The 14,453-nt window shown below is 58.5% G+C and carries 11 protein-coding genes; all 11 read left to right on the forward strand.

The genetic code is table 11. From position 1 onward, the window contains the following. Window positions 1-91: 91 nt before the first annotated feature. The 11 genes from ACUW6V_RS16670 to ACUW6V_RS16720 all read left to right on the forward strand — a co-directional run bounded on the left by ACUW6V_RS16670 (window position 92) and on the right by ACUW6V_RS16720 (window position 14,279). Window positions 92-2,581 (forward strand): fimbria/pilus outer membrane usher protein, encoded by a 2,490-nt coding sequence (locus ACUW6V_RS16670; RefSeq protein ID WP_454038635.1) that lies wholly within the window; start codon window positions 92-94, stop codon window positions 2,579-2,581. 28 nt (window positions 2,582-2,609) lie between these two features. Continuing rightward, window positions 2,610-3,185, forward strand: a complete 576-nt coding sequence (locus ACUW6V_RS16675) for a fimbrial protein SthD (protein WP_171964033.1) — start codon at window positions 2,610-2,612, stop codon at window positions 3,183-3,185. Window positions 3,186-3,233: 48 nt separating this feature from the next. After that, window positions 3,234-4,319, forward strand: a complete 1,086-nt coding sequence (locus ACUW6V_RS16680) for a type 1 fimbrial protein (protein WP_237714212.1) — start codon at window positions 3,234-3,236, stop codon at window positions 4,317-4,319. A 74-nt stretch (window positions 4,320-4,393) separates the two neighbouring features. Next, a complete protein-coding gene (gene recR / locus ACUW6V_RS16685; protein WP_004386895.1) occupies window positions 4,394-4,999 on the forward strand; it encodes a recombination mediator RecR in 606 nt (201 codons plus the stop codon). Window positions 5,000-5,156: 157 nt separating this feature from the next. After that, complete coding sequence (htpG, locus tag ACUW6V_RS16690) at window positions 5,157-7,031, forward strand: molecular chaperone HtpG (protein ID WP_454038636.1); 1,875 nt, start codon at window positions 5,157-5,159, stop codon at window positions 7,029-7,031. 333 nt (window positions 7,032-7,364) lie between these two features. Further along, on the forward strand, window positions 7,365-8,009 hold the full coding sequence (adk, locus tag ACUW6V_RS16695; protein WP_004385036.1) for an adenylate kinase: 645 nt from the start codon (window positions 7,365-7,367) through the stop codon (window positions 8,007-8,009). A 134-nt stretch (window positions 8,010-8,143) separates the two neighbouring features. Continuing rightward, entirely contained in the window at window positions 8,144-9,277 is a 1,134-nt protein-coding gene (locus ACUW6V_RS16700) for a sugar diacid recognition domain-containing protein (protein WP_454038637.1), read from the forward strand. 120 nt (window positions 9,278-9,397) lie between these two features. Next, window positions 9,398-10,663 (forward strand): GntP family permease, encoded by a 1,266-nt coding sequence (locus ACUW6V_RS16705; protein WP_007864336.1) that lies wholly within the window; start codon window positions 9,398-9,400, stop codon window positions 10,661-10,663. Between the two features lie 10 nt (window positions 10,664-10,673). After that, window positions 10,674-11,828 (forward strand): glycerate kinase, encoded by a 1,155-nt coding sequence (locus tag ACUW6V_RS16710; RefSeq protein ID WP_454038638.1) that lies wholly within the window; start codon window positions 10,674-10,676, stop codon window positions 11,826-11,828. A 120-nt stretch (window positions 11,829-11,948) separates the two neighbouring features. Beyond that, entirely contained in the window at window positions 11,949-12,911 is a 963-nt protein-coding gene (gene hemH / locus ACUW6V_RS16715; protein WP_004387931.1) for a ferrochelatase, read from the forward strand. 63 nt (window positions 12,912-12,974) lie between these two features. Then, the gene (locus ACUW6V_RS16720) at window positions 12,975-14,279 is read left to right on the forward strand and encodes an inosine/guanosine kinase (protein WP_004387930.1); all 1,305 of its coding nucleotides are present in this window, start codon (window positions 12,975-12,977) and stop codon (window positions 14,277-14,279) included. Window positions 14,280-14,453 lie beyond the last annotated feature (174 nt).

Raw genomic sequence — 14,453 nt, forward strand, 5'->3', positions numbered from 1 at the left:
TGCATTTATGACCGGGCATCGCGCAATGACATCATTAACGAAAATACGGCCAGTGATTACCCTCGGGATAATCTGCGCAGCGTTTTCTGCAATGCGAGTAGCCCGGGCAAATGAATATTTTAATCCGCATTTGCTGGAGACCAGCGAAACGTCAGCCTCAGCGCTTGATCTGAATTTATTCAGCGAGGAGCAAACTCCGGCGGGGGATTACAACGTCGATATTTATATCAATGGTGAATTAGTCGATGCCGGTACTTTTACTTTCCGTTATGTCGACACGGCGGAGAATAAACGCCTGCTGTTGCCGTGCCTGACGCTGGAACAGCTCCGCCACTGGAACATCAAGGTTGAAAATTATCCGGATCTGACAAAACAGGGTGAGACCTGCGCTAACCTGCTGGCTATCCAGGGCGTGTCCGCCCGGTTAATACTCAATCAGCAACGTTTTGAACTCTCCATTGCACAACTGGCGATGACGCATCGCGCGCGCGGTTATGTGCCCGAAGAAAAATGGGATGACGGCATCACCGCCGGGCTTTTGAATTACAGTTTTTCCGGGCAGACCACCACGTCGCGCGTGAACGATGCCGTGCGTCACAGCCAGTTCGTCAGCCTCCAGCCGGGGTTTAACTTCGGGGCCTGGCGACTGCGTAACTACTCAACGCTTAACATCAACGATGGAAAACATCAGTGGCATTCGGTCTACAGCCACGTCTCCCGTGATATTCGCACGCTGAAAAGCCGGCTGATGATAGGCGAAGGAAATACTGACGCCAAAGTCTTCGACAGTGTCGCGTACACCGGCGTGTCGCTGGCGTCCGATAATGACATGCTGCCGGACAGTCAGCAGGGCTTCGCGCCTGTGGTACGCGGTATTGCCCGCAGCGACGCAGAAGTGACGGTTTATCAGAACGGCAACAGCATTTACAAAACCTCTGTGCCGCCGGGGCCGTTTGAAATCGATGATATCTACCCGACCGGTAGCGCGGGTAACCTGAACGTGACGGTGAAAGAGTCAGACGGCAGCGAGCAGAATTTTGTCGTGCCTTTTGCGTCGCTGGCGGTGTTACAGCGCGAGCATCAGTTAACGTATTCGCTGGTTGCCGGCACGACCCGCAGCGATGGCGATGCAAAAAACGCGCTGGATTTTATCCAGTCTGACGCGGCCTGGGGGCTATCCAACGCGCTCACGTTCTACGGGGGTATCACTCAGGCGCAGGATATCTACTCCAGCTATGCGCTGGGGATTGGCGCGAATCTCGGGAATTTCGGCGCGCTGTCGGTAGATGTGACACAGGCCAAAGCGCAACTCGCCGATCGATTAACCCCCGGCAATATGAAAAGCAGTACCGGGCAGGCCTGGCGTATGCGCTATAGCAAAACGTTGCAGGAAACCGGCACGGATATTTCCGTCGCCAGTTATCGCTACGCGACGCGCGGCTTTTACTCTTTTCAGGATCTGATTAACGCCCGCGACACCGCTGAAGAGATCGATAACACCGATCATGCGCAGCACCGCTTTGACGTCACGTTATCGCAAAGTACCAAAGTGGGCTCGCTTTCGTTGTCGCTGATGAAAGAGCGCTACTGGAACCAGTCGCAAATGACCTCCATGAACCTGGGATATGGCAATAACTGGGGGCAGATTACTTATTTTATTAGCTATGCCCGGAACATGAACGTTACCGGCAGCGATGACACTAAGCGAACCAACGATAGCCTTATTGCGTTGACTGTCAATGTGCCCTTCAGTGCGTTCGACCATAAGGGGGAACTCGCCTCCGCCTCAATGAACTATGCCATGAACAGCAGCGCGCACGGCGCCACAATGCACAGCCTAGGCATGAGCGGTTCGGCGCTTGCCGGCAATAGCCTCAACTGGCAGGTGCAGGAAGGCTATAACGCCACCAATAAGAAAACGAACGGCAACGTCAGCCTTAACTATCAGAATTCATGGGGCGAAATGTCCGGCGGCTACGGTTATGACAATTTTACCAGCCGCTATAACTATGCGCTGCGGGGCGGAATGGTCGCGCACGCCGATGGCCTGACGTTTTCCCGCACGCTAAATGAGAGTGTCGCGATCGTCACGGCACCTGGCGCGAAGGATATTCCGGTCAATGGGCAGAACAATGTCCACACCGATGCTCACGGCAACGCCGTCGTGCCTTATGTTCGCCCATATCACGAGAATGCGATTTCGCTCGATGAGAGCGGGCTTGCGCACGAAAGCGATACCGACATTGAAAATATCACCAAAAAAGTGGTGCCGACGCGCGGTGCCGTGGTGAAAGCGCGCTACCAGACCTTTGCCGGGCTGAAAGCGATGCTGACGCTCACCTTTCATGGCAAACCCGTGCCTTTCGGTGCGCTGGTCACAACATCGGATAACCCGGACCCGACAGCGAACAGCGATATCGTCGGCGAGGACGGGCAGGTTTATCTGGCCGGGCTGAGCCCGAAAGGGCAGTTGCAGGTCAGGTGGGGAGCGGAGAGCGCGCAGCAGTGTCGGGTTGACTATACGCTGCAACCGGCTTCAACCGCTGGCGGGATTATTTTTCAGCAGGCGGCGTGTGAGTAAGCACCGCCTCTTTCACGGGAGTGAACAAATGATGAAGTCGTGGTTGCGCGACGTTTTTTCTGGCCGCTGGCGTCGAATGGCGTTAGCGCTGCTTATCAGCAACGCACTGATTCCCGTATCGGGGCTGGCGGCAGGCAGTCAGGATACGATTAACTTTTCCGTCACCGGCACGATTATTCGGCCTTCCTGCAACATCGAAGCGCCGAGCGTGGTGAAGCTTGGCACGTTCAACCGACAGGATTTGTCTATCGCCGGTGCCAATAGCGCCAGCATTCCTGTGCTCGTTAAGTTAACCGGCTGTACGGCTGGCCTGAGCGAAGCGACGGCACAGTTCAGCGGTCAGCCTTATGACAATGGTGCGATGGGAACCGCGATTTACGCTAATCAGGCGGAAAATGGCGCGGGCGATCTTGGGCTGCAATTAATTAATTTCGACGGCAAACCGCTGGTGAATCTCGCCAACGGTGTCAGTTACAGCGTGCCCATTAAGGCCGATACCCATAGCGGCATGTTAAGCCTCATTGCCCGCATGTACTCGCCGCTGGGGAAACCCACCGCCGGGGATTTCAGCAGTTCCGTCACGATTAATTTTATTTACCCGTAATCTTCACTGAATAACGCTTAAGAGTTTGATATGCGCTGGCCTGTTTTGATGTTCATGCTTTTTTTCTCGCTTCTTTCTACCACGACCCACGCCGCGTGCCAGCGTGACCGCAGTGACGATATTTCCGTCTCGTCGGTGCATTTGCCGGAGCATATCGTGGTGGAAAGCGGCTCTTATGCGCAAGATACGGTGTTATATGACTCCGGTTATATTGCGGGTAGCGATGATAAAGTGACGATACATAACTGTAACATGGGCTATTTTGTTGGCTTTATCTATCTGAATGCGCCACAAACGGGCGACTCGCTGGGCGGGCATATTTACCCCACGAACCTGGACGGCGTTGGGGTGCGCGTATTTACCCTCAACCAGGCCGGGCCGTATGACGATGAAACCACTATTGATAACGACTGGCGCAATGGCGACGGCAGCCTGTTTGGCAGCAGCCATACGCTAAATGGCTCCGCGTACCGTTTACAGCTGGTGGCAACGGGCGGGAAAATCAGCAGCGGCCGCCTGATTTTGCCATCCCCGCTGGCGCGCGTGGATTTCCGCGAGCGCGAAAATATAAGTTCGAACGGCGATATCGCCTCGCAGCTTGATGTCTCTTCCTCTGCGGTGGATGTAAAGGCGATGGGATGCACCGCAGACACGGCCTCGCTGAATTTTGTGATGGGTGATATCGACGCGGCAGCGTTTGATAACAACTCACAGGTGGGCGAGGCGCAAAAAACGGTCACGCTCTCGTGCGAACCGGGCACCAACGTCACGCTGGAAGTCCAGGCGCCTCAGGCCGGCGGCGACACGGCGAATAATACGGTTATCGCGCTCTCGGATACCGGCGCGTCAGACGTGGCGACCGGCGTCGGCGTTCAGTTGAATCTGAAACTCGCGTCTGGCGGCTACGACAGCGGGAAAGCGGGTCTCCCCATCGGCACGCCGATCCCGCTGCTCACGTCTCAGCGCACCTATGATGTGGAGCGCGGCTACAGCTATTTTACCGATCCGGCGAATCCCGGCGGCGCAGGCGCATCGGAAACGCTGCTCTTTACAGCCAACTACTACAAAACCGGCGCTGAGGTCACGCCTGGCAAAGCCAACGCGGCCGGGACGCTTACGCTATCCTATAACTAAGCAGGTTTAGGGTGCGTGCATAAAGGCGCAAGTGGTAATCTACACGCTTTGTTTTTGGTTAAGGAATTTCACTGATGCAGACCAGTCCTCTGCTGACTCAACTGATGGAAGCGTTGCGCTGCCTGCCGGGCGTGGGCCCGAAATCGGCGCAGCGCATGGCGTTTACGCTGCTGCAACGCGATCGCAGCGGCGGGATGCGGCTTGCTCAGGCGCTGACCCGCGCCATGTCGGAGATAGGCCACTGCGCCGATTGCCGCACCTTCACCGAGCAGGAAAAATGTAATATCTGCACCAATCCGCGCCGTCAGGAAAACGGACAGATTTGCGTAGTGGAAAGCCCGGCGGATATCCACGCCATCGAGCAGACCGGCCAGTTCTCGGGCCGCTATTTCGTACTGATGGGCCATCTTTCGCCGCTCGACGGTATCGGCCCGGACGATATCGGGCTTGATCGCCTGGAGCAGCGCCTCGCCGCCGAGCCGCTAAAAGAGATTATTCTCGCGACCAACCCGACGGTGGAAGGCGAGGCTACGGCCAATTACATCGCCGAGCTCTGCGCCCAGTATGGCGTTGACGCAAGCCGTATCGCGCACGGCGTGCCGGTGGGCGGCGAGCTCGAAATGGTCGACGGCACCACGCTTTCGCACTCGCTTGCCGGGCGGCATAAAATGACGTTTTAAGCGTCAAACGATTCTACTTACGAAAGCCGCATTGTGCGGCTTTTAACCAGTCAGCGTTCCCCGCTTTGCCTGCCGCTTGAAAAATTTCTCCGCTATCCCCATCTCTGCCTCAACCGTTTTTGTTCACTGTGGCCTGTTTTGTTGAGGTATCACCATTATGAAAGGACAAGAGACCCGTGGTTTTCAGTCAGAGGTCAAACAGCTTCTGCACCTGATGATCCATTCTCTCTATTCAAATAAAGAGATTTTCCTGCGTGAGCTTATCTCCAACGCCTCGGATGCCGCGGACAAACTGCGCTTCCGTGCGCTTTCTAATCCCGATCTCTATGAAGGCGACGGCGATCTGCGCGTGCGCGTGTCGTTTGATAAAGACAAACGCACCCTGACCATCGCCGATAACGGCATCGGGATGACCCGCGATGAGGTTATCGACCATCTCGGTACTATCGCGAAATCGGGCACCAAAGCATTCCTTGAATCGATGGGCTCTGACCAGGCGAAAGACAGCCAGCTTATCGGCCAGTTCGGCGTAGGCTTCTACTCGGCGTTTATCGTCGCCGATAAAGTGACTGTGCGCACCCGCGCGGCAGGCGCAAGCGCCGATGAAGCGGTGTTCTGGGAATCAGAAGGCGAAGGCGAATATACCGTTGCGGATATCAGCAAAGCGGATCGCGGTACCGAAATCACGCTGCACCTGCGCGAAGGCGAAGATGAGTTCTTAAACGACTGGCGTGTGCGTTCGATCATCAGCAAATACTCCGACCATATCGCGCTGCCGGTTGAGATTGAAACCCGCGAGGAGAAAGACGGCGAAACCATCGTCTCCTGGGAGAAAATCAACAAGGCACAGGCGCTGTGGACCCGCAGTAAAGGCGAAGTCAGCGACGACGAATACAAAGAGTTCTATAAACACATCGCGCACGACTTCACCGATCCGCTGACCTGGAGCCACAACCGCGTGGAAGGGAAGCAGGAGTACACCAGCCTGCTGTACATCCCGTCCCAGGCGCCGTGGGATATGTGGAACCGCGATCATAAACACGGTCTGAAACTCTACGTGCAGCGCGTGTTTATCATGGATGACGCCGAACAGTTCATGCCGAACTACCTGCGCTTTGTGCGCGGCCTGATTGACTCTAACGATCTGCCGCTCAACGTGTCGCGCGAAATTCTTCAGGACAGCTCCATTACCCGCAACCTGCGCAGCGCGCTGACCAAACGCGTATTGCAGATGCTGGAGAAACTGGCTAAAGACGACGCCGAAAAATACCAGACCTTCTGGAAACAGTTCGGCCTGGTGCTGAAAGAAGGCCCGGCGGAGGACAGCGCCAACCAGGAAGCGATCGCCAAGCTGCTGCGTTTCGCCTCCACGCATACCGATTCCGCTGCGCAGACCGTGTCGCTTGCAGATTATGTCTCCCGCATGAAAGAAGGGCAGGAGAAGATCTACTACATCACCGCCGACAGCTACGCCGCCGCGAAGAGCAGCCCGCATCTGGAGCTGCTGCGTAAGAAAGGCATCGAAGTGCTGCTGCTTTCCGATCGCATCGACGAATGGATGATGAGCTATCTCACCGAGTTTGACGGTAAAGCGTTCCAGTCTGTGGCGAAAGCCGACGAATCGCTGGAGAAACTGGCGGATGAAGTCGACGAAAGCGCCAAAGAAGCGGAAAAAGCGCTGGAGCCGTTTGTTGAGCGTGTGAAAACCCTGCTCGGCGATCGCGTGAAAGAGGTGCGTCTGACGCATCGTCTGACCGACACGCCAGCCATTGTCACCACCGACAACGACGAAATGAGTACGCAAATGGCGAAGCTTTTCGCCGCGGCGGGCCAGGCGGTGCCGGAAGTGAAATACATTTTTGAGCTGAACCCGGATCATCAGCTGGTGAAACGCACCGCCGATACTCAGGACGAGGCGCAGTTTAAAGAGTGGGTGGAGCTGCTGCTCGATCAGGCGCTGTTCGCCGAGCGCGGTACGCTGGAAGATCCTAACCAGTTTATCCGCCGTATGAACCAGCTGCTGGTCTCCTGATCGCGCGTCAGGGGCGTTTTAAGGAGGTGGGTGCGCTAACGCTTACCCACCCTACAACGAGGGCGTTGTAATAACGTAGGGCGGGTAAGCGAAGCGCACCCGCCGTCGCAACGCTCTTTACCGTCGCAAACGCCCACACCCATTACATCACTGGTAAAAAGGCGGACATCTCGCGTGCCCGCCTTTTTTATACCGCATACGCCATTTTCTGCCCGTCACGCCCCGGTGAAACCATTCACCCTCCGCCGCGTTTGTTGTCGGCATAGCGCCTTTAATGGTATGGTTTTCGCTTCAATCACGTAGTGAAAATGCAAACGTATGGAGAATTACGCAATGCGTATTATTCTGCTCGGCGCTCCGGGCGCAGGAAAGGGGACTCAGGCACAATTCATCATGGAGAAATACGGCATTCCGCAAATCTCCACCGGTGACATGCTGCGCGCGGCAGTGAAATCTGGCTCTGAGCTGGGTAAACAGGCGAAAGACATTATGGACGCCGGCAAGCTGGTTACCGACGAGCTGGTGATTGCGCTGGTCAAAGAGCGTATCGCCCAGGAAGATTGCCGCAACGGTTTCCTGCTGGACGGTTTCCCGCGCACCATTCCTCAGGCGGACGCCATGAAGGAAGCGGGCATCAACGTTGACTACGTGCTGGAATTCGACGTGCCGGATGAACTGATTGTCGACCGTATCGTTGGCCGCCGCGTTCACGCGCCGTCTGGTCGCGTTTACCACATCAAATTCAATCCGCCGAAAGTGGAAGGCAAAGACGACGTGACCGGTGAAGAACTGACCACGCGTAAAGACGATCAGGAAGAAACCGTGCGTAAGCGTCTGGTGGAATACCATGAGATGACCGAGCCGCTGATCGGTTACTACCGCAAAGAAGCGGAAGCGGGCAACACCCGTTACGCCAAAGTCGACGGCACCAAAGCCGTTGGCGACGTGCGCGCCGAACTGGAAAAAATCCTCGGTTAAGCCGAAGAGATATGACCAACGCCGGGCTCTGCCCGGCGTTTTGCTATCTGTGCCTCACATCCTTGCCGCCTGCGCCTTAAATTTTCCTGCCTGAGGGCGTATAACGTTTGCGGATCAATACACAGGAAACCCGCATGTTCAGACAGACTCCGCTCCTGGATGAGTCCACCGCCCGGCTGATTGTCCGGCGCGCCATGAGCATCATCGACTACCCGGTTAACGTCATGGACAGCCACGGCGTCATCATCGCCTCCGGCGATCCGCAGCGCCTGATGGAGCGTCACGAAGGGGCGCTGCTGGCGCTCGCCGAGAGCCGCGTCGTGGAGATAGACGCCGCCACCGCGCGCCATCTGAAGGGGGTGCGCCCTGGCATCAATCTGCCGTTCTGTTTTCGCCAGCGCCAGATTGGCGTTATCGGTATTTCCGGCGAGCCCTCGCAGGTGCGCGCCTGTGGCGAACTGGTAAAAATGGCGGCCGAACTGATGGTCGAACAGGCGGCGCTGCTTGAGCAAAACCAGTGGGAGAAACGCTACCGCGAAGAACTCACGCTACAGCTGCTCGCAGGCGGCGGCGACACAGAGGCGCGTGAATCGATGGCCGCGTGGCTTGGCGTTGTGCTCTCGGTGCCCCGCATCGCGTGGATAATCGAACTGCGCGACGGCAACCCGCAACAGATGCGCGAACTGCTCGCGGAGCTTGAGCGCGAGGCGCGCGACGCGCTGTTCGCCATGACCGGTTTTAGCGAAATGGTCATGCTGCGTCCGGCGAGTATGGAAAACGGCCAGTGGAGCCCGCAGCAGGAACGTCACCAGGCGCAGCATTTGCATGCGCTCTGGCAGGGGCGGTTTAACGTGCGGTTGATCCTGGGCGGCTTTTACCCCGGCGACGCGGGGCCGTCCCGTTCGCTGCGCGCGGCACGGGCCACGCAGTCGATGGCGCGCCGTCTTAAGCTTCGCCACAAAACCCTGGTTTATGATGAAAATCCGCTGGCGGCGTTGCTTTGCGATCTCGGCGACGACTGGCGCGCCGAAGAGCTGGGCGCGCCCTGGCGCAGGCTGGCGGAACACGATGATAAAGGCGTATTGCGCCAGACGCTGCGCCACTATTTTTCCCGAAACTGTGAGCAGGCGCAGACGGCGAGCGCGCTGCATATCCACGTCAACACGCTACGCTATCGGCTACAGCGTATTGAGGCCATCACCGGCCTTAAAATCAACCAGTTATCTGACTGCCTCCAGCTTTATGTCGGGATGCTGACACAGGCGTGAGTTGTAGAAACCCACAAACGCAAGCGGGCGGGGGCACGCTTTCTTTGTGGGTTTCGCTCAGGCTTTCCCCGCGGCGCGACGCTATGTTGTCCAGACCCTTACCTCAAAGAGAAAACAATAATGACAACGGTATCCACTCTCGGCGCGCTGACGGCGCTGGTCGTCGCGATTGTATTAATTCTGCGTAAAGTGCCACCGGCTTACGGCATGCTGGCGGGCGCGCTGGCAGGCGGCCTGGTCGGCGGCGCGGATCTCGTCCATACGGTCAGCCTGATGATTGAAGGCGCGCAGGGCATCACCAACGCGGTGATGCGTATTCTGGCGGCGGGCGTGCTGGCAGGCGTGCTGATTGAGTCCGGCGCGGCGCACACCATCGCGGAGACCATCGTGCGCAAGGTCGGCGAAAAGCGCAGCCTGCTGGCGCTCGCCATCGCGACGCTTATCCTGACGGCGGTCGGCGTGTTTATCGATGTGGCGGTGATCACCGTCGCGCCCATCGCGCTCTCTATCGCTCAGCGCGCGGGCATCTCGCGTATCGCTATCCTGCTCGCCATGATTGGCGGCGGCAAAGCGGGTAACGTGATGTCGCCAAACCCGAATACCATCGCCGCGGCGGATAACTTCCATGTGCCGCTCACCTCCGTGATGCTGGCGGGCGTCATTCCGGGGCTGTTTGGCCTGGCGATGGCCTGTTTTCTGGCGAACCGCTTAAGCAATAAAGGCAGCCGGGTCACCGAGCAAGAGCTACTGGTACAGGATACCGGCCCGCGTCCGGGTTTCGCCGCGGCCATCAGCGCGCCGCTGGTAGCGATTCTGTTGTTGTCGTTGCGCCCGATCGCGGGCATCGCCGTTGACCCGTTAATCGCGCTTCCGGCGGGCGGGCTTGCGGGCGCGCTGCTGATGGGGCGGCTGCGCCAGTGCAATACGTTTATGGTTTCAGGCTTAAGCCGCATGGCGCCGGTGGCCATTATGCTGCTCGGCACCGGGGCGCTGGCGGGCATCATCGCCAACTCGGGGCTTAAAGATGTGCTGATCGACACGCTGACCCACACCGGGCTGCCCGCGTGGCTGCTGGCGCCGCTCTCCGGCACGCTTATGTCGATGGCAACGGCCTCCACCACCGCAGGCACCGCCGTGGCGTCCGCCGTCTTTAGCCATACGCTGCTGGAGCTTGGCGTCAGCGGCATTGCCGGGGCGGCGATGATCCACGCGGGCGCGACGGTGCTCGATCACCTGCCGCACGGCAGCTTTTTCCACGCGACCGGCGGCAGCGTCGGGATGACCGTGCATGAACGACTTAAACTCTTACCGTATGAAACGCTGGTGGGCTTTACCATTGCCACCATTTCAGCGCTGATGTTCGGCGTACTGGGTGTTGCTGCTTAAGGAATAAACTATGACAACCCTGAAAAAAATCGTTATCGCACCGGATTCATTTAAGGAAAGCCTGAGCGCAATGGATGTCGCGAAGGCTATCGAAGCGGGCTTTCGTGAAATTTACCCGCAGGCGCACTACGTCTGTGTGCCGATGGCGGACGGCGGCGAAGGCACCGTCGAGGCGATGGTCGCCGCGACCGGCGGGCAGATCATCACCACGCCGGTGACCGCGCCGCTCGGCAACAAAGTCGACGGTTTTTTCGGCCTGCTGGGCGACGGTGAAACGGCGGTGGTGGAAATGGCGGCGGCCTCCGGTCTGCATCTGGTGCCAGCCGCGCAGCGCGATCCGCGCATCACCACGAGTTACGGCACCGGCGAGCTTATCCTCGCGGCGCTGGAGCGGGGCGTTAAGGCGATTATCATCGGCATCGGCGGCAGCGCCACCAACGATGGCGGCGCGGGCATGATGCAGGCGCTGGGCGCGCGGTTTCTCAACGGCGAGGGGCGTGAGCTGGCACCCGGCGGTGCGGCGCTGGCCAGGCTGGAACGGCTTGATCTCTCGGCACTCGACCCGCGCCTCGCGCAGGTCAGCGTGACCGCCGCCTGCGACGTCGATAACCCGCTGTGCGGTGAGAAGGGCGCGTCGGCGGTGTTCGGCCCGCAAAAAGGTGCCACGCCTGCCATAGTGACAGAGCTGGACGCCGCGCTCAGGCGTTTCGGCGAACAGCTCGAAGCCGCGACGGGCAAAGCGATTATCAGCGCGCCGGGGGCGGGGGCAGCGGGCGGCATGGGGGCCGCGCTGCTCGGTATGCTGAACGCAGAGCTGCGTCCCGGCATTGAGATTGTTATTGAATTCCTGGGGCTTGCGCAGGCGGTGCGCGACGCGGATCTGGTGATTACCGGCGAAGGGCGGCTCGACAGCCAGAGCATCCACGGTAAAACGCCTGTTGGCGTGGCGCGCGTGGCGAAACAGTTTCAGCGCCCGGTGGTGGCGATTGCGGGTAGCCTGACGCCCGATTATCAGATAGTGCATGAGCACGGCATTGACGCCGCGTTTTCGGTGATTGACCGCATCGTCACGCTTCAGGAGGCGCTGGACGACGCCGAACGCAACCTGCGAGTGACCGCCCGCAACGTGGCGGCGCTCTGGCGTCTGGCCGAAAACCGGCGCTAACGCCTTTTGCTGTTATCGGTTCCGATAAATAACTTTTACGTTACAATGATTTTCATTCGCAGCGGTGCGGCAGGTCTCCTGAGGCGCACCGTTCGCGCCGGACATCAATGAGGAACCGTGATGCAGTCAGTGAAAAGCGGCGTTTTATTAGTCAATCTCGGCACCCCGCAGGCGCCTACCCCGGCAGCCGTTAAACGTTATTTAAAGCAGTTTTTAAGCGACCGGCGCGTCGTGGATGTGCCGCGTTTTATCTGGTGGCCGCTGCTGCGCGGCGTTATTCTGCCGCTGCGTTCGCCGCGCGTGGCGAAACTTTATAAATCCATCTGGATGGAAGAGGGTTCGCCGCTGATGGTCTATAGCCGTCGCCAGGAGAAAGCGCTGAGCGCGGCGCTTGGCGATGTGCCGGTGGCGCTTGGCATGAGCTATGGGCAGCCGTCGCTCGACAGCGCCGTGCAGAAGCTGCTCGACCAGCATGTCGATCACATCATTGTGCTCGCGCTCTATCCGCAATACTCCTGCTCTACCGTGGCGGCGGTATGGGATGAGCTGGCGCGCATTACCGCCCGCTACCGTAAGCTGCCGTCCATGACCCTTATTCGCGATTACGCCTGCGAACCGGCTTACATCAGCGCGCTGGCGCAGTCAGTACAGCGCTCGTTTGAAAAACATGGCGAGCCGGATCTGCTGCTGCTCTCTTACCACGGCATTCCGCAGCGTTACGCCGATGAAGGCGACGACTACCCGCAGCGCTGCCGCGACACCACGCGCGAGCTGGTGTCGGCGCTTGGCATCGCGCCGGAAAAAGTGATGATGACCTTTCAGTCGCGCTTTGGCCGCGAGCCGTGGCTGACGCCGTACACCGACGAAACCATGAAGATGCTGGGCGAGAAAGGCGTGAAGCATATTCAGGTGATGTGTCCGGGGTTCTCCTCGGATTGCCTGGAGACGCTCGAAGAGATCGCCGAGCAGAACCGCGAGATTTTTATCGAGGCGGGCGGTGAAAAGTACGAATACATTCCGGCACTTAATGATGAGCCTGCGCATATCGCGATGATGAAGGAGCTGGTCGACCGTTACCGTTAATCGCGCGCGGGGCGGGGAGTGTGCTACCATTCCCCGCCTGATTAGCTACCCGCACGCAATACCATGAAATTTCCCGGCAAACGTAAGTCCAAACACTATTTTCCCGTCAGCGACCGCGATCCGCTCCTGCAACAAATTCAACCTGAATCCGATGTCAGCGCCTCCTGGGTGGTGGGTATCGACCAGACGCTGGTGGATATCGAAGCCCGCGTGGATGACGCCTTTATCGAACGCTACGGGCTGAGTCTCGGCCATTCGCTGGTGATTGAAGACGATGTCGCCGAAGCGCTGTATCAGGAGCTGGTGCGTGAAAATCTCATCACCCATCAGTTTGCCGGTGGCACCATTGGTAACACGATGCACAACTACTCCGTACTGGCGGACGACCGCTCGGTGCTGCTGGGCGTCATGTGTAATAACGTGCAGATTGGCAGCTACGCCTACCGTTATCTCTGTAACACCTCAAGCCGTACCGATCTGAACTATCTCCAGGGCGTCGACGGCGCGATTGGCCGCTGCTTCACGCTGATAAGCGAGCAGGGCGAGCGCACCTTCGCCATCAGCCCAGGCCAGATGAACCAGCTGCGCCCTGAGAGCATCCCGGAAGAGGTGATTGCCGGCGCGTCGGCGCTGGTGCTGACCTCCTATCTGGTGCGCTGCAAACCCGGCGAGCCGATGCCGGAGGCCACCATGACCGCCATTCGTTACGCCAAAAAGCATAACGTGCCGGTGGTGCTGACGCTCGGTACCAAATATGTGATTGCCGATAACCCGCAGTGGTGGCGCGATTTCCTGAAAGAGCACGTGTCGATTCTCGCGATGAACGAAGAAGAGGGCGAGGCGCTGACGGGCGAAAGCGATCCGTTGCTGGCGTCTGATAAGGCGCTCGACTGGGTGGATCTGGTGCTCTGCACCGCCGGGCCGGTCGGGCTCTATATGGCGGGCTTTACCGAAGAGGAAGGCAAGCGCAAAACCCAGCATCCGCTGCTGCCGGGCGCGATCGCCGAGTTCAACCAGTATGAATTCAGCCGCGCGATGCGCTTTAAAGATTGTGAAAAGCCGCTGCGTATTTTCTCCCATATCGCCCCGTACATGGGCGGGCCGGAGAAGATAATGAACACCAACGGTGCCGGCGACGGCGCGCTGGCGGCGCTGCTGCATGATATTACCGCCAATAATTATCACCGTACCAACGTGCCGAACTCCAGTAAGCATAAATACGCCTGGCTGACCTATTCGTCGCTGGCGCAGGTTTGTAAATACGCGAACCGCGTGAGTTATCAGGTGCTGAACCAGCATTCGCCGCGTCTGACGCGCGGTCTGCCGGAACGCGAAGATAGCCTCGAAGAGGCGTACTGGGAACGTTAACCGTTACGTTATGGCGGGTGCGCTAACACTTACCCGCCCTACGGTTAAACGACCTGGTTTTGTAGGGTGGGTAAGGCGCAGCGGGGACGTTAACAATTAACGTTATTGCGGGCGCGCTAACGCTTACCCGCCCTGCGGTTAAACGGCCTGGTTTTTGTAGGGTGGGTAAGGCGC

It is taken from the genome of Cronobacter sp. 153480017-3 (assembly GCF_053627815.1).

Excerpts from the sequence above, each read along its gene's own strand:
- adk (WP_004385036.1), top strand. The coding sequence starts at position 7,365 with ATGCGTATTATTCTGCTCGGCGCTCCGGGCGCAGGAAAGGGGACTCAG.
- ACUW6V_RS16700 (WP_454038637.1), top strand. The coding sequence starts at position 8,144 with ATGTTCAGACAGACTCCGCTCCTGGATGAGTCCACCGCCCGGCTGATT.
- ACUW6V_RS16705 (WP_007864336.1), top strand. The coding sequence starts at position 9,398 with ATGACAACGGTATCCACTCTCGGCGCGCTGACGGCGCTGGTCGTCGCG.
- ACUW6V_RS16680 (WP_237714212.1), top strand. The coding sequence starts at position 3,234 with ATGTTCATGCTTTTTTTCTCGCTTCTTTCTACCACGACCCACGCCGCG.
- htpG (WP_454038636.1), top strand. The coding sequence starts at position 5,157 with ATGAAAGGACAAGAGACCCGTGGTTTTCAGTCAGAGGTCAAACAGCTT.
- recR (WP_004386895.1), top strand. The coding sequence starts at position 4,394 with ATGCAGACCAGTCCTCTGCTGACTCAACTGATGGAAGCGTTGCGCTGC.
- hemH (WP_004387931.1), top strand. The coding sequence starts at position 11,949 with ATGCAGTCAGTGAAAAGCGGCGTTTTATTAGTCAATCTCGGCACCCCG.
- ACUW6V_RS16710 (WP_454038638.1), top strand. The coding sequence starts at position 10,674 with ATGACAACCCTGAAAAAAATCGTTATCGCACCGGATTCATTTAAGGAA.
- ACUW6V_RS16720 (WP_004387930.1), top strand. The coding sequence starts at position 12,975 with ATGAAATTTCCCGGCAAACGTAAGTCCAAACACTATTTTCCCGTCAGC.
- ACUW6V_RS16675 (WP_171964033.1), top strand. The coding sequence starts at position 2,610 with ATGATGAAGTCGTGGTTGCGCGACGTTTTTTCTGGCCGCTGGCGTCGA.
- ACUW6V_RS16670 (WP_454038635.1), top strand. The coding sequence starts at position 92 with ATGCGAGTAGCCCGGGCAAATGAATATTTTAATCCGCATTTGCTGGAG.